The 19,795-nt window shown below is 41.3% G+C and carries 20 protein-coding genes and 1 pseudogene; 8 read left to right on the forward strand and 13 right to left on the reverse strand.

What is annotated here, in order from left to right:
* A pseudogene (locus B5F71_RS01040) lies at positions 1-214 on the forward strand (hypothetical protein); the annotation flags it as partial.
* Positions 215-218: 4 nt separating this feature from the next.
* Here B5F71_RS01040 and B5F71_RS01045 read toward each other — a convergent pair.
* From B5F71_RS01045 to B5F71_RS01080, 8 genes are all read right to left on the reverse strand, one after another.
* Positions 219-845: a DsbA family protein gene (locus tag B5F71_RS01045; protein WP_087207166.1), complete on the reverse strand. Its 627-nt coding sequence runs from the start codon at positions 843-845 to the stop codon at positions 219-221.
* Between the two features lie 1,007 nt (positions 846-1,852).
* A complete protein-coding gene (locus B5F71_RS01050; RefSeq protein WP_022041244.1) occupies positions 1,853-2,050 on the reverse strand; it encodes a hypothetical protein in 198 nt (65 codons plus the stop codon).
* A gap of 9 nt (positions 2,051-2,059) precedes the next feature.
* Positions 2,060-3,436 (reverse strand): ATP-binding protein, encoded by a 1,377-nt coding sequence (locus B5F71_RS01055; protein ID WP_087207168.1) that lies wholly within the window; start codon positions 3,434-3,436, stop codon positions 2,060-2,062.
* A 9-nt stretch (positions 3,437-3,445) separates the two neighbouring features.
* Complete coding sequence (locus tag B5F71_RS01060; protein WP_087207170.1) at positions 3,446-4,237, reverse strand: hypothetical protein; 792 nt, start codon at positions 4,235-4,237, stop codon at positions 3,446-3,448.
* Complete coding sequence (locus B5F71_RS01065; RefSeq protein WP_087207171.1) at positions 4,234-5,220, reverse strand: hypothetical protein; 987 nt, start codon at positions 5,218-5,220, stop codon at positions 4,234-4,236. Before B5F71_RS01065 ends, B5F71_RS01060 begins: the two co-directional genes overlap by 4 nt.
* Positions 5,221-5,229: 9 nt before the next feature.
* Positions 5,230-6,339 (reverse strand): DUF262 domain-containing protein, encoded by a 1,110-nt coding sequence (locus tag B5F71_RS01070; protein WP_087207173.1) that lies wholly within the window; start codon positions 6,337-6,339, stop codon positions 5,230-5,232.
* A gap of 5 nt (positions 6,340-6,344) precedes the next feature.
* Complete coding sequence (locus tag B5F71_RS01075; RefSeq protein ID WP_087207175.1) at positions 6,345-7,394, reverse strand: adenine-specific methyltransferase EcoRI family protein; 1,050 nt, start codon at positions 7,392-7,394, stop codon at positions 6,345-6,347.
* A 5-nt stretch (positions 7,395-7,399) separates the two neighbouring features.
* Positions 7,400-7,612: a helix-turn-helix transcriptional regulator gene (locus B5F71_RS01080; protein WP_022041250.1), complete on the reverse strand. Its 213-nt coding sequence runs from the start codon at positions 7,610-7,612 to the stop codon at positions 7,400-7,402.
* A 395-nt stretch (positions 7,613-8,007) separates the two neighbouring features.
* On the opposite strand from B5F71_RS01080, the gene B5F71_RS01085 reads away from it, so the two are divergent.
* On the forward strand, positions 8,008-9,102 hold the full coding sequence (locus B5F71_RS01085) for a DUF1848 domain-containing protein (RefSeq protein WP_241148526.1): 1,095 nt from the start codon (positions 8,008-8,010) through the stop codon (positions 9,100-9,102).
* A 153-nt stretch (positions 9,103-9,255) separates the two neighbouring features.
* Here the strand turns inward: B5F71_RS01085 and B5F71_RS01090 are convergent, their stop codons facing one another.
* Complete coding sequence (locus tag B5F71_RS01090) at positions 9,256-11,379, reverse strand: DNA topoisomerase 3 (RefSeq protein WP_087207177.1); 2,124 nt, start codon at positions 11,377-11,379, stop codon at positions 9,256-9,258.
* 152 nt (positions 11,380-11,531) lie between these two features.
* Between B5F71_RS01090 and B5F71_RS01095 the strand changes: the two genes are divergently transcribed.
* Positions 11,532-13,790 (forward strand): cation:proton antiporter, encoded by a 2,259-nt coding sequence (locus B5F71_RS01095; protein ID WP_087207263.1) that lies wholly within the window; start codon positions 11,532-11,534, stop codon positions 13,788-13,790.
* A 37-nt stretch (positions 13,791-13,827) separates the two neighbouring features.
* The gene (locus B5F71_RS01100) at positions 13,828-14,253 is read left to right on the forward strand and encodes an HIT family protein (protein WP_087207179.1); all 426 of its coding nucleotides are present in this window, start codon (positions 13,828-13,830) and stop codon (positions 14,251-14,253) included.
* 61 nt (positions 14,254-14,314) lie between these two features.
* Here B5F71_RS01100 and B5F71_RS01105 read toward each other — a convergent pair whose 3' ends face one another.
* The 4 genes from B5F71_RS01105 to B5F71_RS01120 all read right to left on the reverse strand — a co-directional run bounded on the left by B5F71_RS01105 (position 14,315) and on the right by B5F71_RS01120 (position 16,697).
* The gene (locus B5F71_RS01105; RefSeq protein ID WP_022041255.1) at positions 14,315-14,746 is read right to left on the reverse strand and encodes an RNA-binding S4 domain-containing protein; all 432 of its coding nucleotides are present in this window, start codon (positions 14,744-14,746) and stop codon (positions 14,315-14,317) included.
* A 79-nt stretch (positions 14,747-14,825) separates the two neighbouring features.
* On the reverse strand, positions 14,826-15,389 hold the full coding sequence (pth, locus tag B5F71_RS01110; RefSeq protein ID WP_022041256.1) for an aminoacyl-tRNA hydrolase: 564 nt from the start codon (positions 15,387-15,389) through the stop codon (positions 14,826-14,828).
* 35 nt (positions 15,390-15,424) lie between these two features.
* On the reverse strand, positions 15,425-16,021 hold the full coding sequence (locus B5F71_RS01115) for a 50S ribosomal protein L25/general stress protein Ctc (protein ID WP_022041257.1): 597 nt from the start codon (positions 16,019-16,021) through the stop codon (positions 15,425-15,427).
* A gap of 286 nt (positions 16,022-16,307) precedes the next feature.
* Complete coding sequence (locus B5F71_RS01120; protein WP_087207181.1) at positions 16,308-16,697, reverse strand: DUF3276 family protein; 390 nt, start codon at positions 16,695-16,697, stop codon at positions 16,308-16,310.
* Between the two features lie 182 nt (positions 16,698-16,879).
* On the opposite strand from B5F71_RS01120, the gene nusB reads away from it, so the two are divergent.
* The 4 genes from nusB to coaE are packed head-to-tail and all read left to right on the forward strand — an operon-like array spanning position 16,880 to position 19,788.
* Complete coding sequence (gene nusB, locus B5F71_RS01125; protein ID WP_022041259.1) at positions 16,880-17,806, forward strand: transcription antitermination factor NusB; 927 nt, start codon at positions 16,880-16,882, stop codon at positions 17,804-17,806.
* A gap of 43 nt (positions 17,807-17,849) precedes the next feature.
* A complete protein-coding gene (yajC, locus tag B5F71_RS01130; RefSeq protein WP_022041260.1) occupies positions 17,850-18,158 on the forward strand; it encodes a preprotein translocase subunit YajC in 309 nt (102 codons plus the stop codon).
* An 11-nt stretch (positions 18,159-18,169) separates the two neighbouring features.
* Positions 18,170-19,189: a YbbR-like domain-containing protein gene (locus B5F71_RS01135; protein ID WP_022041261.1), complete on the forward strand. Its 1,020-nt coding sequence runs from the start codon at positions 18,170-18,172 to the stop codon at positions 19,187-19,189.
* On the forward strand, positions 19,183-19,788 hold the full coding sequence (gene coaE, locus B5F71_RS01140; RefSeq protein WP_087207184.1) for a dephospho-CoA kinase: 606 nt from the start codon (positions 19,183-19,185) through the stop codon (positions 19,786-19,788). Before B5F71_RS01135 ends, coaE begins: the two co-directional genes overlap by 7 nt.
* Positions 19,789-19,795: the final 7 nt, after the last annotated feature.

Below are 19,795 nucleotides of genomic sequence, written 5' to 3' on the forward strand. Positions count from 1 at the left end.
GGATGAGTTTTTGAGGCATTTTCGCTTCTGTGATGAGGAAGATAGCGGGCTATCTGACGAAGAACAGGAGCGAAAAGGACCAAAAAATCGCCCAAAGCACACACGAAAAACGGGATACATCAAGCTAAGAAAAACTTTTTGGAGAAATTCAAAACAGCTTCTGAATTTATCGTGTGCTGATTTTGTAGAATTTCAAAACAGTTTACTTTATTGAAAAATTAAAGCCTGTCATCCTGCCCCTTACGCTTCACATACACCCGGTGAGGAGCACGCCCCTTGATGTCGATAAGGTGCGCTTTCACCCATTTGTCCAAGTCCTGCCAAGCTTTGTATTTCAGCAGCCCCGTCAAAGCGCCATATTCCGCACGGGTGATATAGTCGTGGCTCTCCAGATACGATTGAAGCAAGGCGAGCCGCTCTTCCTCCGTATACGTGTACGAACTTTGCCGGAACTTCTTCCCCGAAGGGGCACGCAGTACCTTTCCGCTGCATTGCTTCGAGAACTGTTTCGATACGGTCACCTTCACCTTATCAAAACGGATGGATTGGGCGTGTATATCCCCTTTATCGTACACTTCCGCATCTGCCTTGAGCGAGGCAGAAACCGTGCCGATGTTCCCTATCTGCACGCGGTACCCCTCCGAAAGGAGCTGCTTGGTCCAGTTTTCTATCTCTTCCATCACGGCAAAGATATTCCCTTTGGTCAATCCGGAATGGGAGGCAATTTTTTCAGTAAGTTCATCGAAAGAAACAGTCTTGTAAGGACGCAGCTTAGGATAAAGGTGCGATCCGCTTTCATCGTTTCCTTTTGGCGGCACAGGCAAGAAATCATAAAGGGCACTCATGGCAATGTGTTTTTAAAAGGTTAATAATCGGTTTTCAGCTGTCTCCTTTTTACGGTTTCCATATCGAAACCGTACGTTCTTGATATGGAAACCGTACGTTCTCCAATTGGAAACCGTACGTTCTTGATATCAAAACCGTAAAAGGAAGCTATCTGCAAAGATAATATAGCCCAGAAGCGAAGTCAAGAGTTTGGGGGATTTATTTGAAAAAGATTCGGATATAAATTCTTTACCCATCAAATATAAAAGAATATCGTTTGATTTGTTCGTAAGGATTGCTTACTTTTGTGGCAGTGAGCAGGCAGAAGCGTCTGCGGCTCACTATTTTGTGGGAAAAATATTTGTGAGAAGCGTCATGCTTCATTCTTCATTCTTGTTCTTGAAACCCTAGGAAACTTTCAAGAGTTACACAGGAATGGACGTTGGCGGTTCCCACGCTGTATAGCGTGGGGCTGCTGTCTATTCACCATTGTGTGTTGGGTTTTCCTAGGACCTTCAGAGATGTGGAAATGGCACACAGTTCCATGCTTGGGCCGGATTATATTCTATATCTTTCTGATTATCAAATTTTATACATGACAATTTCTATAATTTGATACCACAAAGTTCCCGAATAAATAGTTCGTATCATTATATTACCAGCAATGTGAAAAAAGCTCGGAGTGCATATGTCTTTGCTGAAAAATAACTGTTGCATGATATAACTTAGCAGAAAGTTATTAGATATTCAAGAAGCAAGTTATCGTGAATCATCATAGCCAGCCGAAATTTTATTGCGACAAAAAGAGCCTCTCACCAACACATATTGAGCCGCAGAAAAACATTATTCTGCGGCTTTTCGTTTAACTTTGCCTCCGAAAAAAGAAACATAACTTGTTAAAGCGATATAGCAATGAAACAGATTGATTTTAACGACGGGAACATGGTATTCCCATTAGGAATCGAACTATTGATTCAAGAAGCTGAATATCTTTGATTTATCTTTCTGTAAGTAGCGTAATCTCCCACTATTGCTCCACCGGATTGTTGCAGCGTTCTGCACCAAGTTGCGTGGAGGTTTCCTGCTGTAAGGATAAGCTTTTATCCTCAAAGTCGTGCAAATCATCGTAGGTATTTTCTCCCTTGATTCTTTCAAGCTCGTCTTGAAAGCGTTGCCATGCCATCAAATCCTTGTGCCTGCTTTCAAATTCTTCCAAATCGTCCATAATCCTCCTTTATTCTATAATTTGCCAATATCCTTGCTTCCTGCCTCCTATACGTTTCAGCAAGCCAAGCTCTTGAAGGCGGGAAAGATTATATTTTACACCATCCTCTGTAATATTAGAAAGGCCTTCGCTTATCTCTTTTCGGGTCGCTTCCGGATGTCCTTTTAAGAATGAGAGTATAGCTTGCTGTTGTTCCGTCAGATTTTGTATGGCCTTTTGGGTAGTCTTTTGGGTAGTCTTTTGGGTAGTTTTCTGGTCGCTTTGGGTAGTAGCTCTTTCTGGGTACTCGAACTTAAATGTAGTCCAAATACCCGAAGCATCATAGCGGAACTCCGGCGTGGAGAAACCGTCATTCTTACAAGCCGTGATGATACGCTCAATGCCGCGTCCCCATGCCTCAATCTCACCGGCACGAAAGAACGTATTGGCAATATCCGGGTTGTAAGGCATACTCCGATGAGAAGACAATAATGTTTCCACAGTCCACCCTTCAGGCAACATCCCACCGTTTATTATCTCCAACTTATTTTCATACACGCGGATTTGAATGGGAGAAGGTTCTGCATAGTCTTTGTTGATGCAAGCATTTAATAATGCCTCACGCAGAGCCTCACGGGGCATAGGCAATGTTTCTATCCGTTGGATGCCCTCGTAAGTAATGATGGCTTTCATATATTTGGTACACAGCAAGTCCATCAGCTTCACAATTTGTTGGAACAGGTTACCATGCACTTCATTCTGATATACCAAATCCATACCTTCACGGAAGAAGCCGACCTTTACAAATGCTCCAGTCACATATTGTTCCGGGTCAGGATGGAACAACAAAGCGGCAGCACGTTTCAGATAACTGCCCTCATAAAGCCGAAGCTTCTCCAATAATCCGTGATTGTCGTCCATTAAGTCCGCTTCCTCCATACGTCCGCTCCGTTTGGCATACTTGCGGAATAAATCGAATGTGGCGTTATCCAAGTCTTCCGCTTTCAGATAAGGTACTGGCACACCATCCCATGTTTTACCCTGCTTGCGGAGCATAAAACGATCGAGTGCAGCCCCTTTCAGTTCTTGATTGGTAGCCCCACTCCGCTGGTAATACTTTCCACGGAAACTAACGGGATAAGGATAAGCCTCCGTTACAATCTCCAGATATTGCTTTTCGTCCTTTTCCCTCAAATTGACTTCTACCAAGATACCCATCATATCGCGCACCTTGTTCGGAATATCCTCCATCAGCTTCTTGGCATCCTGCACACCGCACACTTCGCCATTGTCCTTTATACCCACATAAAGGATACCGCCTTGTGCATTGGCAAAACCGCATATCCATTTCTGGTATTCGTCGCGCCAAGATTCTTTGAACTCTATGTTTTGAGATTCAGTAATCATATCATAATCTTATGTTGTGAAAAAGTTCCAAATAATAACTCCTGCTATCAATCCAATAACAACTGCAATTATTCCTTTTATAGTAGAAATGTTAAGACCGTATTCACGTTTAAATGTTTCAGAAATATTTTCTTCATTATAAATCTGAATGCCTGGTCTCCTTTTAAGGAAATCCAATCTAATATATTGATACATATGACATATAGCATAAAAACAAATGATGAAAAAATCTATTAAAAAATAGACAATACAAAATCTTATCAGAAGTATTAGTGTTAAATTTAAGGCTGTAAAAATATTATTCTTATTCCATTGGTTATAAGGCACAATATAGTATTGTGACAAATCTACTTTAATGTCAAAAATTAGAGTGATAAGTATTAATATGATAACAAAAATAGACAATAAAATTGCATAAGACGTCAAAGCATTAAATTGATAGAAAAAATTCCACAGATGCAAATCCGTAACAGACACCTCTGATTCCTCAGATGAAACATCCTCGCCACTTTTCGATTTTATAATCCTTTTTTGTTTGGACTTGTCAAAAACGACAATGATTAAACTTAGAAACAATGCAACCATAATAGATAAACAAGTTAAAATATGGTCTGTAGCATCAGTTGTTAATCCTTGAGGAACAGAAATGCAAAATAATATACTGATACATAGTGCAATAATCTGCAAAGATGAGAAATATAACTTGGATTGTTTGCCTTTCCCATTTAGATTTTTATATTGCCACTCATGACCATCTTTGATAAGCTTAAATAGATAATATATAAGAAGATTGCTATTCATCTATGTTCAAAACCGTATATTTCTAATTTTATTTTATCTAACAAATTGTCACATAGTGATTTCAAATCTTCTCTTTTAAAATCACCATTTTCATCGGCAGAGATATATTCGTCTATATGTATGATAGGATGTATTTCATCTTCTTTGTCGATTACAAAGGGGAGCGATTTTTTTAAATCGTCATTTCTCATTACTCCTTTCTTCTTAGTGAAAGAAGAAAGTGAAAATGTGTCTGTTCCTATTTTTATGCCAAAAAGACTCCCGATTTTGTTTATTATAGTACTGGAATTTGATATAGTTTCAGTATCTGTTTTTGGAACAATAGTCACCTTAACATCAAAATCTTCTGATTTTATTAAAGTCTCTTCTTCTGTCTGGATTTGCGTAACAAATTCTTGTTCATATGTCAGGCTACACAAGTTTGCACCATCAATAAAATGTTCTTTTAACCATTTAGGATAGTATATATTAACCCTACATCCTTTTGTCGCATCAGTTTTAAACAATCTTTCTATAAAAGGTTTTATAGCTCTGCGAATTGATGAATTTTCTTTGGATTGAACCATTAATATACCTATTTTCGAGTCCCATGGGAAGTATAAATAGAAATAATATCTATCTGTTACAATATCATTTTTATTAATTGTACGTCTTTTTGATAAATCTGATAATTTTGCAAGCTTACGAATAGAATTATAGGGACCTGCATCTATAAATCCCTCGATGACAAAAGAAGAATGTGATGTTAAAATATTATTTATTCTTTCACCTTTCCCCTTAAATATAGTTAATCCCATTTTCTTTGCATCAATGCAAAAGACATTGCCTCCTATCAATTCTAACAAATTTCGATAAAAAGAGTTGAATATCTTCGTTCTTGTTATTGGGGAATCTGTAATATTGTTTTTCTTGATTACAACATCTTTGAGTGTCCCAGAGCGTTTTGAGAGACAAATCTGATATACATCGAGTTTACTGCACATAATTAATACTTATTTTCCTCCTTTAATTCTATTACAATTCTTACAAAGCATTTGACAATTCTCTGCCACCGTTGTACCGCCTTCTTTCCACGGCGTGATGTGGTCGGCCTCCATTTCCTCCAACTCGAAATGCTTGCCGCAATGAACGCAGATACCCTGTTGTCGCTCGTAGGCTTCGCGTTTCTGCTTTTTGTCGAAAGTGCGGAAACTAAGGTCGCGTAGGTCTTCGCTTAATACATAACGGTAGATACCGGACTTTTTCATAATTTCGTCATCCTCCATCAAATCGTGTATCTGCTTTTCGAGGGCGACCGTATCATACACGTTTTCACCAAACTCATCGTACATGGCTCCCCAATCCAAACCTTTCATTTCACGGCGGTATTTGGTAAATGTTGAACGTATCCACGTGATGATTGATACGAAGTAAGCCCAAAGTTTATTAGCATTTGGGTCAAACTGATGCAATGCCATGTATTTGTCCACGCTTTCTACACCGTCATGACGAGCCGCCCATTTCAAGATAGTTGCCAAATACGCCTGCTCTATGGCATTACCGCTCAAAAAATCGGCTCCCATCTTATAAGCAGGACATCCGTTCTTTGAGAAATGCCTGCGGGCATCTGTTACGAAAGGTCCGGCATAGACGGCATTCAGCAATTCCTGGTCGAGAAGTTTCTCTCCTGCAATGTTGATTACCCGGAACCAGTCTAACTTTTCTTTGTCTGTACCCTCGCAAAAATACACCGTTAATTCATAATTGAGGAACTTGGCTTTCTCTTCCTCTGTGAGTGTAGAAAAATAGAGTGTACCCCGGTCGGGATCAACGATATGGAAATCGTGCGTATAGAACCCACAGATCGAGAGGGTACGCTGTTGCCCGTCAATCATTTCAAAATTGCCGTTCTCATCCACGCTCCAATACATGATGTTAAGGGGAAAACCTTTGAGAATGGTTTCCACAACGGCTTGTTGCTGCTTTTCGTCATAACGGAACTCACGCTGATAGGGCGGACGTATGTCCAACTTGCCATGATAGCCTTTTACACCGGTATCGGGATCGTTGATATATCCGTCAATCAAGTCTTGGATTTTTATGGATTTCAATTCTATCTGCATATCGGTTATTTTTTGATTTTACGAATTATGATTCGTGCATAAGGTAAAGATACAAGACCATTTCTCAATATGTACGGAGAATTCATATTGGCCGTGACATGAGCCTTATTTCCTTGTTTCCTTAAATTATCAATTGTTGCTTGTCCCATCGGCTTAAAACCGGCAGACCTTATCCAATCTGTATCACAAGTATTTCCTATTATCTCAAACTGTTCTGGATTGTATTTATCCATAAATGTAATAGGAACTCCCATTAAGCCATCGTAATCTAAAGGAATATATTCTGTTTTTGACACATCTATAGCATCATAGTTTTCATAAGTTGGATATTCTTCCGGCGTATAGTGCTTGTATAGAATAATATCTTCATGCCGTTTCTTTATTTCCAGATTGGTAAACCAAGTAACGCCGGATACCCGAATCATTCCTTCACGATGGTCACCAGCGGTAGCCTTGTCCTCATAATGAGAGATAAAATGCCCTGCTCCGCCCTTAAAACCATATCCTAACCATAATTTGTTTTCTTTTATAAGAGGAAATATTTCTTTGTATTTAATAGCATTCTGATGCCCTATAATCAAGAACTTCTTTTCATACGTCATCAATTGCGCCACGTATTCTCGAAACAAGGAAAACGGTGGATTGGTTACCACAATATCCGCTTCTTTGAGCAGTTCGATGCATTCCTTGCTGCGGAAATCCCCGTCACCTTTCAACGGTTTTACGCCTATCTCTTCGGCATTGGGTATATGGTCGCCGTTCTTGTCGCCTTCGTAAACTAAATAAACGGCTTGCTCGCTCTTGTTCTGGCTAAACAAGTCAATGTTCTGATTTTTATAACAAGTGGTAATCAGTTTCTTCAATCCAAGGAACTCAAAGTTATAAGCAAAATAGGTGAAGAAATTGCTCACACGTGGGTCATCGCAATTACACAATACAGTTTTACCGCGAAAATGTTCCCGGTAATGCCGCAGCTCGTTGTTAATATCTTCCAATTGCGTATAGAATTCGTCTTTCTTGGCTTCTTTTGCCTTGTTCAGATTCTTATTAGCCATATCATTTAATCGAATTTTCCCTTGTTAATCAAATCCTTTGCATTCACTTCCAAAATTTCCGCTATCTTCATCAGCATTTCCAATGAAGGCTGGGTAGCATTGGAACACCACCGTGAAATGGTTGCCTCGTTCTTTCCCAACTGTTCAGCTAACCATTTCCCGGTTTTCCCTTGTTCTACCAATACTATTTTTAGTCTGTTTATTTTTTCTGTTCCCATATTAAAACGTATTGCATACGTGCAATAATAATTGACAATATTTGCAAAGATAGTGATTACTCACCAAAATCATTTAAGCTTTGACAAGAAAATGTGTTTATAATTGAAGTTTTTGAGTATTGCGAACCGGAACAATCCAAAGGTCTAAAAGGAAACCAAAGCATGTTTGACAAATTGTTCAAACCGATACTAAATGATGAGGTTATTAGTGATTTGGAAAAGCTGTATGATATGTAAATAAAGCACTGCGACATGGTCAAGACATTAAAGGAACAGCAACGCTTTATCATAGAAGGCTGAATAATATTTAAAAAGGTATTTAGATATTTATCATCTCATTGATAAAACATTGGCTTCCAATTATATTTTGTATCTTCGCGAGATGCTCAGTTATTATGGAAACGGATAAAATAACTCGTGAAGAGATACATGTTAAGTTCCGGGTAGCGAAGGAAAAGATAACCACCGATTCTGGCAAACAAATAGAAGCGACCGCTCCGGTAATCATTTCCGCCAGCCGCTCTACGGATATACCTGCCTTTTATGCCAAATGGTTCTTTAACCGCTTGGCTAAAGGGTATTGTGTATGGTATAATCCGTTCAACCGGAAGCCGATGTATGTCTCTTTCAGGCATTGTAAAGTAGTGGTGTTCTGGACGAAGAATCCGGAACCTATCTTACCTTATTTATATAAGTTAGACGAACAAAGCATCCATTACTATTTTCAGGTGACGTTGAACGACTATGTACGCGAAGGTTTCGAACCGAATGTGCCCAGTGTGGAGAAACGGATTGAAACGTTCTGCAAATTGTCGGAGCAGATTGGACATGAGCGAGTGATATGGCGGTTTGACCCGTTGGTTATCACGCCTGACATAACCCCACGTATATTGCTGAATCGGATATGGAAGATAGGCAATCGGTTGAAAGGGTACACGGACAAGCTGGTATTCAGCTTTGTGGATGTAAAAGCCTATCGGAAAGTGCAAAACAATCTGATAAAGGAAACGCATTGCTTTACGAAAGAGAATGTAGAAACCGCAGAACTGAATGAGGCGCAACGGTTGGAAATAGTGGAAGGTCTGGCAAAATTGCGCGATGTATGGAAAGCCGAAGGCTGGAACCTGACGCTTGCCACGTGTGCCGAAGAGATAGACTTGGAAGATTATGGCATTGAGCATAACCGTTGCATAGACGGGGAGTTAATGGAACGTGTGTTCGGCGAAGATAAGGAGTTGGTTTACTATCTGCATACCGGCAAGTTGCCCGAACCGGATTTATTCGGAGAGATTCCTCCTATTCCTATTGAACGGAAAAATCTGAAAGACAAGGGGCAACGTAAAATATGCGGATGCATGGTGAGCAAAGACATCGGGATGTATGATACGTGCCGTCATTTTTGTGTATATTGCTATGCCAACACAAGCCGTGAATGTGTGTTGCGAAATAAAGCAAGGCATTCGGACAATAATGAAAGCTTGATAGAATAAAAACGGAGTAACTGAAAATCAACTTTTTCATTAAAGTTGTTGAAATCCAGCTACTTGACCTGTTGTGTTATGCTAAACCTTACCAATGAACTCGTTTGTTTTCAACGGGTTAGTTATAAATTTAACGATACGAGTCTGTGGTAAGAAAAACTTTCAGAAAGGTTTGCGGAACGTACATCCGTTTTTCCATTCCGAACAGCCGTATGCGGTTTTCCCTTTCAGTATTGTACCTTTTCCACATAAGGGGCATTTTGTTCCTACGATAGCATCTTCTTGCGGTAGTGTATCGGTGGCGGTATTGGGAGAAGAAACAACTTTCTTGCTTCGTTTGGTGGAAGTTGTTTTCTTCTTTTGGGGCATGTTTTTGGTAACGGTTTTGTGTATAGGTTCTTCTGCTGTTATGGTGATGCGTCGGTTTGTATTGTCACTTAACACGCTGTTGACTATTTCACTAACCATTTGTTTTAATTCGTTCAAGAACTGTTTGGCATCATAGCTGCGCCGTTCTATTTCACGCAGTTTCTTTTCCCAAATGCCGGTCAGTTCGGCAGATTTCAGTAATTCTTCGTGTATTAGTCCGATTAATTCTACACCTGTGGGAGTAGCTGTCAGGCTTTTGCGTTCCTTGCGGATGTAATGCCGTTTGAATAATGTTTCGATGATGGCTGCGCGGGTGGAAGGACGTCCTATTCCGTTCTCTTTCAGGGCGTCGCGCAACTCTTCGTTATCCACTAACTTGCCTGCTGTTTCCATAGCCCGCAGCAAGGTGGCTTCGGTATAGGGTTTGGGCGGTTGTGTCCATTTTTCATTCAGCATAGGTGTATGTGGTCCGCTTTCTCCTTTGGTGAAAGCAGGCAATACGCTTTCTTCTTCCCCTTCTTTCGTATCGTCTTTCGGTTCTTTGGCAAAGATGATTCTCCAGCCTGGGTCGATGATCTGCTTGCCGCTAACCTTGAATTCAATGCCATCAGCTTCTCCTGTGACTGTGGTAGTGGAAAATTTGCAATCCGGATAAAATATGGCAATAAAGCGTCTTGCTATCAAGTCGAACACTTGTTTTTCCATATCAGTCAATCCTTTAGGTTGTACGCCTGTAGGAATGATGGCATGGTGGTCGGTCACTTTCGAATTGTCGAATACTTTTTTCGATTTAATCAGGGCCTTTCCGGATAGAGGAGCCGTGAAAGAGGTATAATCTTTTAATCCTTCTAGTATCTTGGGACATTTGGGGTAAATATCATCACTTAAGAAAGTGGTATCTACACGGGGATAGGTTGCCACTTTCTTTTCATAAAGCGATTGGATGAGCTGTAGGGTCATATCGGCAGAATAAGAAAACTTCTTGTTGCATTCTACCTGTAGTGAGGTCAAGTCGAACAGACGAGGAGGTGCTTCTATTCCTTTTTTAAGAGCCGTGTCAGTAATTGTAAAAGGTACATTGCTGATACGTTCAAGTAGCAGTTTTCCTGTTGTTTCATCGGTGATGGGTGGAATGCCGCGATTTGTTTCTTCTTTATTGATGGTTTTTTTAGATGCTTGTGAAGTTTGGGATGCTTCTTCCGCAAGCTCTTCGTCACTTTTGCGCACGATGGCACTGAAAGTGGTATCTCGGTATACAGTCTTCAGCTCCCAGTATTGTTTCGGTACGAAGTGTTCTATCTCTTGTTGCCGGTTGACTATAAGGGCAAGGGTAGGAGTCTGTACTCTCCCGATGGAGAGCACTTGGCGGTTTTGTCCATATTTCAGTGTATACAGTCGGGTGGCATTCATTCCCAGCAGCCAGTCACCGATGGCACGGCTCAGTCCTGCTTCGTAAAGCGGCTGGAATTCAATTTGGTCTTTCAGTTTGGAAAAACCTTCACGAATGGCTTCTTCAGTGAGTGAAGAAATCCACAAGCGTTTCACCGGACAGTGTGCACCGGCTTTTTGCATCACCCAGCGCTGTATGAGTTCCCCCTCTTGTCCGGCATCACCACAGTTGATAATTTCATCGGCAGCCTGCATCAGGTGTTCAATGATTTTAAATTGTTTGTGTATGCCTGGGTCTTCAATTAGTTTGATGCCGAACCGTGGTGGTATCATAGGCAGGCTGGAGAGCGACCATGATTTCCACGAAGGTGTATATTCGTGCGGTTCTTTCAGTGTACAAAGGTGACCGAATGTCCAAGTCACTTGGTATCCGTTTCCTTCGATGTATCCATCTTTGCGTTCTCTGGCTCCAAGTACATCGGCGATGTCGCGTGCTACACTTGGTTTTTCGGCTATGCAAACTATCATATATAAATTTATTTGATTGTTCTGCAAAGGTAGTCAAAAAATAGCTTTTGCGTGTCCGTGCACTGATTTTTCTTGAATCTGTTCTGTATGTATTCGTATCTATCGGATTTTTTGTTACATTTGTATGGAAATATACATACAACTTGAACAATATGTCTCAATTAGCCCCTCTTATTAGTGACCTGGCATTGATTTTGATATGTGCCGGAGTGATGACGCTTGTATTTAAAAAACTGAAGCAGCCTTTAGTATTAGGTTATATAGTTGCCGGTTTTTTATGCAGCCCGCATTTTCAGTTCACTCCTTCCGTAACCGATGAGGCAAATATACATTTATGGTCAGAGATAGGTGTGATTTTCCTGTTGTTTGCTTTGGGGCTTGAATTCAGTATGAAAAAACTGTTGAAAGTAGGAAGTTCGGCAGTTATTTCAGCCTGTACCATTATTTTGTGTATGATCGTGGTCGGTATATCAGTGGGATGGATGTTTGGATGGAAACAAATGGACTGTATCTATTTGGGAGGAATGATAGCCATGTCTTCTACTACGATTGTCTATAAGGCTTTTGATGATATGGGTTTGCGTCAGCAGCATTTTGCCGGTGTTGTATTGGGGATTCTGATTATCGAAGATATTCTTGCCATTGTATTGATGGTTATGCTTTCTACAATGGCGGTCAGTACACATTTTGAGGGAGTCGAAATGGTGTACAGTCTTGCCAAACTGGTGTTCTTTTTAGTGTTGTGGCTGGTGGTGGGACTTTATCTGATTCCATTGCTGTTGAAGCGATTGCGTAAATTGATGAGTGATGAAACGTTGCTTATTGTATCGCTTGCTTTATGTTTCGGAATGGTTTATTTTGCAGCTGCTGTAGGTTTTTCTCCGGCATTTGGTGCCTTTATTATGGGGTCAATCCTTTCGGAAACAATTGAGTCGGAGCATATCGGGCGATTGGTGGCTCCGGTTAAGGATTTGTTTGGTGCCATTTTTTTTGTATCGGTAGGCATGATGGTTAATCCTCATATGATTGTTGAATACAAATATCCGATTCTAGCCATTGTAGCAGCTGTACTGTTGGGGCAGACTCTGTTTGGAACGGCAGGTGTCTTGTTGTCGGGACAACCGTTGAAAACTGCGATACAATGTGGCTTCAGCCTGACTCAAATCGGAGAGTTTGCCTTTATCATTGCAGCCTTGGGAGTCAGTTTGGGAGTGACCGGTAATTTCCTTTATCCGATTGTGGTTGCGGTATCGGTGATTACTACTTTCCTTACTCCTTATATGATTCGGCTTGCTCTTCCTGCTTATAATCTGGTTAACAGCCACTTGCCTAAGCGTTGGAGCCTGTTGCTTGAGCGGTATTCGGCGGGAGCATCTACGGTGAATCATAAGACTAATTGGCAGAAACTGATGACGGCAGTGCTTCGGATTGTGGTTGTTTATTCTGTCCTTTCAGTTGGTGTCATTATGGTGTGTCTGCATTTGGTAGAGCCTTTTGCTACGAATATGTTGGGCGACTTATGGGGCCGGGTGTTGACAGCTGTTGTCACGATAGCAGTGCTGGCTCCATTCTTACGTGCGATGATTATGAAGAAAAACCATTCGGAAGAATTTCGTACTTTATGGGCAGACAATCGTTTCAATCATGCCTTGTTGATTTCTTTAGTTGTCTTCAGGGTTATTATAGCTGCAGGATTTATCGTGTCTGTAATCGAACGCTTGTTTCACACATCGGTGGCGTTGATGATGGGGATAGCTATCTTGCTGGTATGTGCTATGGTCTTTTCGCGTTTCCTTAAAAAGCAGTCTATTGTGCTGGAGCGTACGTTTGTGATGAATTTGCGTTCGAAAGAGATGCAGCAGGAATATTTGGGCGGCAAGCGTCCGTCGTATGCCGGCAAGTTGCTTGACAGGGATTTACACTTGAGTGATTTTGTGGTGTCTCCTGATTCGGAATGGGTCGGACACACGCTGAAAGAACTGGATTTAGGGAAAAAATACGGTGTGCATGTGGCATCTATCATACGAGGCAACCGACGGTTGAATATCCCTGATGGCGCATCGCGTATTTTTCCAGAAGATACGTTACAGATTATTGGTACCGATGAACAGTTGTCGTTTTTCTCTTCAATGGCAATGAAGGCGATGCGTACCTCTGATGACGGGGAGTTTGAAAGGCATGAAATGTTGTTGAAGCAGTTTATTGTGGATAAAGATTCTCCCTTTGTCGGGAAAAATATTATTGAATGTGGTGTGCGGTCGAAATATCATTGTCTGGTAGTAGGGGTAGAGTCGTCTGGGGAGAATGTGCTTCGTGCTCCTGACGTACATTTACCTTTAAGTGAAAATGATATTGTCTGGGTGGTAGGTGAAGAAGCGAATTTGAAACGATTGTTTGCGGCAGAAGGATAAAACCATTATTTTATAATTATTAAATATAAAAAGAAGTATGAAAAGTGATCCGAAAGATTGTCTCTATTGTCAGGACAATGAGACGTTGCACAATTTGATGATTGAAATTGCTCCGCTGAGTGTTTCGCGTGTTTTCTTGTTTAAAGAACAAACTTATCGCGGACGTTGTCTGGTGGCATATAAAGATCATGTAAATGACTTGAATGAGTTGAGCGATGAAGACCGTAATGCATTTATGGCAGACGTGGTACGTGTGACCCGTGCCATGCAAAAGGCATTCCATCCTGAGAAAATCAATTATGGAGCATACAGCGACAAGTTGTCGCATTTGCATTTTCATTTGGCACCCAAATATGTAGATGGTCCGGATTATGGAGGAACTTTCCAGATGAATCCGGGAAAGGTTTACTTGTCGGATGCCGAGTATCAGGAATTGATTGAAGCCATCAAGGCAAATCTGTAACAGGCAATAGAGGCATAAAGTTTAGAGTCTTACGTGCTCTGTGCTTTATGCCTCTATGTTTTTATTCCTCATCGTCCGAATCTTCGTCATCGAAATCAAAGTCGAAGTCATCATTATATTCGGGCATAAAGAAGTCGTCCAATTCACGACGGTCTTTTTTGGTTGGTCTTCCTGTACCTTTAGCACGATTGACGAACCCGCTTATCTTACTCATTTCCAGTAATTCATATTGGTCAGGTGTCGTGACATTTTCCATAATTTCGGGAACCAGTTTGGCTCCTACGCGTTTCTCTATCGCCTGCAATACTTTGAAAGAATAGGTAACGGGCGGTTTTTTTACTTGAATGACATCTCCCGGCTTGACCATACGGGAAGGTTTTGCTTGTGCCCCGTTGATGTGTATTCTTCCTTTTTTACAAGCCTCGGCGGCGATGGTGCGGGTCTTGAATATGCGGGCAGCCCACATCCATTTGTCTATTCTTGCTTCAGGCATAGGTTGTTCTGTTTTAGTATTAAAGTATTAAAGAAGTCAGAGGGGTAAGTATAAACGGATGCTCTGCCTCCTTTTATACTTATTTATTATTAAATTGATTCATGGTGATGTTCAATCCGGCAAGACAGAAACTTTTGATGATTTCTTCCGCTGTACTGATCCGTTCGGGAAGAATTTTCCGTTCTTCTTCATCGAAATGTCCCAATACATAATCTATCTGTCCTCCTTTCGGGAAGTTATTGCCGATACCGAACCGTAGTCTTGCATAGTTTTGTGTGCCTAGTATGGCGGCTATGTGTTTCAGTCCGTTATGGCCGGCATCACTTCCTTTGCCTTTCAGGCGTAAGCTTCCTAATGGGAGTGCCAGATCATCTACTACGATGAGGACGTTTTCTAATGGAATTTTTTCTTGTTGCATCCAGTATCGGACTGCATTTCCACTCAGGTTCATGTAAGTGGATGGTTTCAGCAGAATAAGTTGCCTGCCTTTCAGCGATAGTGATGCCGTAGCTCCGTAACGTCCGTCCTTGAAAACAATATTGGACGCTTTAGCTAAAGCGTCCAATACCATAAATCCTATGTTGTGTCGGGTCTCGTGATATTCGTCACCGATATTTCCCAGACCTACAATCAAATATTTCATTGAAAGTGGATTTGTACTTTTAGTGGTTTACAGGATTATTTTGCAGCGGCAGCCTGAGCACCACGTGCGGCACGGGTCAATTTGACAGCACATACCACAGCTTCTTTGGCATTGAGGATTTCCATATTGTCGTAGTGCAATTCACCGACTTTGATGGTTTTGCCCAGTCCTAAGTTGGTAACATTGATAACCACACGTTCGGGCATATTGTTGTACAAAGCTTTCACTTTCAACTTGCGGATTTGCAGTACCAGTTTACCACCGGCTCTCACACCTTCAGCCAGACCATCCAATTGAACCGGAACTTCCATTACAATCGGATTTTCTTCGTTGATTTGATAGAAGTCAACGTGCAGGATAGCGTCAGTTACGGGGTGGAACTGGATATCTTTCATGATTGCATTGTAAACCTGTCCATCGATGTTCAAGTTTACTACATAGATATGCGGAGTGTAAACCAGTTTGCGCAAACCTTCTACCGTAACAGTGAAAGGAGTGGCAACGGGCAGACCGTTTTCGTCTTTCTTCATGCCGTACAATACGCATGGAACTTGACTGTTCTTACGCAAAGCGTGGGTAGCCTTCTTGCCTGTTTCTGTTCTTAAAGAACCTGTAATGTCAATTGATTTCATGTTTGATAAATTTTGTGTTACTCTAAATTAAGTGATATCTTTGCTTAATTCACCATCACACGATGCGTCAATGTCACAACGATGAAATTGAAAAAGCGGTGCAAAGGTAGTGATATTCTTTGATATTGCAAGCGTATGGACTATTTTTCTTGAACGAAATGTTTTCGTCTTTTATTGAAGATATACTTCAATGGGTCAAGAATATATCTTCACCTGCCCGGGTAGATATTTTCATTGGCTGGTGAATATATATCCGTTGACCAAAAAGCGGGTGTACCTCTGGTTATTAAAAATCGATGTCGATTTTAATGTCTTCTGTCTTTAGCGGCTCATTCAGGATTGTGTTGCCTCTGAGGTCGGTGTTTTCAGCGATGTGGCTTTCTCCTACAATCGGTCCCTGCTCACGCTCGATGTACCGGATTACTTCATGAAGCCCATCCATGAATTTTTCAATATCTTCTTTATAAAGGAATATCTTATGCTTCTCAAAGCTGACCTGCGACATTTCCCTTTCACCTGTTACGACTTTCTTGCTTTCCGTGATGGCGAGAAACATTTCACCTCTTCTGCTTTTCTTCACATCCAAATAATAGATTCTTTTCCCGGCTTTGATAGCTTTCGTAAAAACGATTTCTTTGTCTATTTCAGTCATCGTATTCTTCTTAACTTCTTCCATTGTCTGTAAAATCTAAAATTCCGATGCCAAAATTGCTGAATTTTCTGCAAAAAGCCAAGGAACTATGTCTTAAAATATCTATAAACAGAAAAAAACAGTAAAAATGCGTACTTTATTTGGAACGTATGGATGAAAATCATTATTTTTGCACCTCATAATGTGACATAGTTATAATAATTAGTATGATTAACAGAGTTCTTATTCGTTTGAAGGTGGTTCAGATAATCTACGCTTATTATCAGAATGGCGGGAAAAATTTGGATACTGCAGAAAAGGAGTTGTTCTTCAGTTTGTCCAAGGCGTATGATCTGTACAACTATCTTTTGCTTTTGATGGTAGAAGTGACGCGGTATGCCAGCAGGCGGCTGGATGCTGCCAGGCACAAGCTTGCTCCCACGCCGGAAGACTTGAATCCTAACACAAAATTTGTAGACAACCGATTTATCGCGCAACTGGAAGTGAACAGGCAGCTGAATGAATTTGTCAATTCTCAGAAGAAAACATGGGAGAACGAGGGCGAGTTCATCAAGAGTTTGTGCGAGCAGATTATGCAAAGTGATATATATAAGGAATACATGGCAAGCGAAGTTTCTTCGTATGAAGATGACCGTGAAGTATGGCGGAAGCTGTATAAGAAGGTAATTTTCAACAATCAGGCATTGGATGAAGTGCTGGAAGACCAGAGCTTGTATTGGAACGATGACAAGGAGATTGTCGATACATTCGTGCTCAAGACCATCAAACGTTTTGCCCCCGAAAACGGGGACAAGCAGGAACTGTTGCCCGAATTCAAAGACGATGAAGACAAAGACTATGCGCGCCGTCTTTTCCGTCGTACCATTTTGAATGCCGATTATTACCGTCACCTGATTAGTGAACATTCGAAAAATTGGGACCTGAAACGGGTTGCCGCAATGGATGTGGTGATTATGCAGGTTGCACTAGCCGAGATACTGACTTTCCCCAATATTCCGGTCAATGTATCGCTGAATGAATATGTGGAGATAGCCAAATTGTATAGCACTCCCAAAAGTGGCGGATTTATTAATGGCACACTGGATGGAATTGTTAATCAATTGAAAAAGGAAAACAAGCTGACAAAAAATTGATATATTTGTCTGCTGATATTTTATTAACCAAGAAAAGATAATTATGAATTTGTTAACTGTATTTATGGCAGCACAAGGAGGAGGTGACTACTCTTTCCTGATTATGATGGTAGCAATTTTTGCTATTATGTATTTCTTTATGATTCGTCCCCAAAACAAGAAGCAGAAGGAAATAGCAAACTTCCGCAAAAACCTGGAGGTAGGACAGTCGGTCGTTACAGCCGGAGGTATTTATGGGAAGATTAAAGAAATAGAAGACAATGCTGTTATTGTAGAAGTGGCTCCGAGTGTAAAACTGAAAGTAGACAAGAACTCTATTTACGCTGATACACAGGCTGCAAACAATAAATAAGAGACGGATCTATGTTCGATGTAAAGAACATACAGCAATATTATAGACTGGGAATACGGAAGATCAGAAAATTCTTGCTTAGCGATAAGTGCAAGGAGAGTCTGGTCTTCTTGTTTTTTGTCTTGGTCTCTTTCGCTTTTTGGATGTTGCAGACACTGGATGATGTCTATCAGACAGAATTTAAGGTGCCTTTACGCTTGAAAAACGTCCCGAAAGAAGCCGTGTTGACATCCGAACTGCCAGGCGATGTGCGGGTAAGGGTGGAAGACCGGGGGACAGTCTTGCTGAACTATATGCTGGGAAGAACCTTTTTTCCTATTTCGTTTGACTTTAACGACTATAAGGACCGGGGGGCGCATGTGCATATTTCTTCGGCAGACCTGTTGAAGAAGATTTCGGCACAATTGAACGTCTCTACCCATCTGCTTTCGGTACGTCCGGATACGCTTGATTTTATTTACACGATGGGCAAGGCGAAGAAAGTTCCTGTCAGGCTGGCAGGTGAAGTAAGTGCCGGCTTGCAGTATTATATTTCCCACATAGGTTTTTCTCCCGATTCGGTCATCGCATATGCCCCCGAAGAAGTGCTCGATACATTGACGGCTGCTTATACCGAGAAAGTGCATCTGCAAAATGTAACGGATACTTTGAACCAGCGGGTAATGTTGCAGAAGATTAAAGGAGTGAAGTTTGTTCCGGCATACGATGACCTGCTGGTGTATGTCGATATGTATTCCGAAAAAACCGTAGAGGTGCCGATTGTGGGCATTAATTTCCCTGCCGATAAGGTGCTGCGTACTTTCCCTTCGAAAGTGCAGGTGACGTTTCAAGTAGGTTTGGCGCATTTCAAGGATGCCACATCAGACGACTTTTTTATTGGTGTTACTTATGAGGATATCATTCGGGCCAAGAGTGACAAACTTCCGCTGACTCTAAAGACTTCTCCCGATTATGTCAGTCATGTTCGTATTACGCCAGCTTCGGTCGATTATTTAATAGAACAGACATCGGGGGAGGAAACCGAATGGTGAAGATAGGTATTACCGGAGGAATTGGGAGCGGAAAATCGTATGTTTCCCGCTTGTTGACAGAACACTATGGAATTCCGGTCTATAATACCGATTCGGAAGCAAAACGTCTGATGCTTTCTGATGAAGGGATTCGCCGGAGGCTGACAGCATTGCTTGGAAAAGAGGTTTACAAGAGTGACGGCACACTTAATAAACCTTTGCTGGCAAATTACCTGTTTGCCGATTCTTGTCATGCCGGGCAAATTAATGCCATTGTCCATCCGCAGGTAAAGGCTGACTTTCTGAAATGGGCGGATTTGCAAACCGGATGTGAGATTGTGGCATTAGAGTCGGCTATCCTTTTTGAGTCGGGCTTCGACAACATTGTAGATAAGGTTGTCATGGTGTATGCTCCGGTAGAACTTCGGATTCGTCGGGTCATGTTGCGTGACGGTACTACCGAAGAGAAAATACGTCAGCGGATAGTAGCTCAGATGGATGATAAAGCCAAGCAGGACCGCTCAGACTTTATCATATTCAATGACGGGAGTCGTCCGTTAAATCTTCAATTAGACGATTTGCAGGAAACTTTAGAAAAAATGATAAAAGGTAACGGATAAAGTTTGT

The organism is Bacteroides sp. An269 (assembly GCF_002159755.1).
Classification (GTDB): Bacteria; Bacteroidota; Bacteroidia; order Bacteroidales; family Bacteroidaceae; genus Phocaeicola; species Phocaeicola intestinalis.

What these genes read in the sequence shown, in the direction of transcription:
- B5F71_RS01045 (WP_087207166.1), bottom strand. Translation starts at nt 845, where the DNA reads ATGAGTGCCCTTTATGATTTCTTGCCTGTGCCGCCAAAAGGAAACGAT.
- B5F71_RS01050 (WP_022041244.1), bottom strand. Translation starts at nt 2,050, where the DNA reads ATGGACGATTTGGAAGAATTTGAAAGCAGGCACAAGGATTTGATGGCA.
- B5F71_RS01055 (WP_087207168.1), bottom strand. Translation starts at nt 3,436, where the DNA reads ATGATTACTGAATCTCAAAACATAGAGTTCAAAGAATCTTGGCGCGAC.
- B5F71_RS01060 (WP_087207170.1), bottom strand. Translation starts at nt 4,237, where the DNA reads ATGAATAGCAATCTTCTTATATATTATCTATTTAAGCTTATCAAAGAT.
- B5F71_RS01065 (WP_087207171.1), bottom strand. Translation starts at nt 5,220, where the DNA reads ATGTGCAGTAAACTCGATGTATATCAGATTTGTCTCTCAAAACGCTCT.
- B5F71_RS01070 (WP_087207173.1), bottom strand. Translation starts at nt 6,339, where the DNA reads ATGCAGATAGAATTGAAATCCATAAAAATCCAAGACTTGATTGACGGA.
- B5F71_RS01075 (WP_087207175.1), bottom strand. Translation starts at nt 7,394, where the DNA reads ATGGCTAATAAGAATCTGAACAAGGCAAAAGAAGCCAAGAAAGACGAA.
- B5F71_RS01080 (WP_022041250.1), bottom strand. Translation starts at nt 7,612, where the DNA reads ATGGGAACAGAAAAAATAAACAGACTAAAAATAGTATTGGTAGAACAA.
- B5F71_RS01085 (WP_241148526.1), top strand. Translation starts at nt 8,008, where the DNA reads ATGGAAACGGATAAAATAACTCGTGAAGAGATACATGTTAAGTTCCGG.
- B5F71_RS01090 (WP_087207177.1), bottom strand. Translation starts at nt 11,379, where the DNA reads ATGATAGTTTGCATAGCCGAAAAACCAAGTGTAGCACGCGACATCGCC.
- B5F71_RS01095 (WP_087207263.1), top strand. Translation starts at nt 11,532, where the DNA reads ATGTCTCAATTAGCCCCTCTTATTAGTGACCTGGCATTGATTTTGATA.
- B5F71_RS01100 (WP_087207179.1), top strand. Translation starts at nt 13,828, where the DNA reads ATGAAAAGTGATCCGAAAGATTGTCTCTATTGTCAGGACAATGAGACG.
- B5F71_RS01105 (WP_022041255.1), bottom strand. Translation starts at nt 14,746, where the DNA reads ATGCCTGAAGCAAGAATAGACAAATGGATGTGGGCTGCCCGCATATTC.
- pth (WP_022041256.1), bottom strand. Translation starts at nt 15,389, where the DNA reads ATGAAATATTTGATTGTAGGTCTGGGAAATATCGGTGACGAATATCAC.
- B5F71_RS01115 (WP_022041257.1), bottom strand. Translation starts at nt 16,021, where the DNA reads ATGAAATCAATTGACATTACAGGTTCTTTAAGAACAGAAACAGGCAAG.
- B5F71_RS01120 (WP_087207181.1), bottom strand. Translation starts at nt 16,697, where the DNA reads ATGGAAGAAGTTAAGAAGAATACGATGACTGAAATAGACAAAGAAATC.
- nusB (WP_022041259.1), top strand. Translation starts at nt 16,880, where the DNA reads ATGATTAACAGAGTTCTTATTCGTTTGAAGGTGGTTCAGATAATCTAC.
- yajC (WP_022041260.1), top strand. Translation starts at nt 17,850, where the DNA reads ATGAATTTGTTAACTGTATTTATGGCAGCACAAGGAGGAGGTGACTAC.
- B5F71_RS01135 (WP_022041261.1), top strand. Translation starts at nt 18,170, where the DNA reads ATGTTCGATGTAAAGAACATACAGCAATATTATAGACTGGGAATACGG.
- coaE (WP_087207184.1), top strand. Translation starts at nt 19,183, where the DNA reads ATGGTGAAGATAGGTATTACCGGAGGAATTGGGAGCGGAAAATCGTAT.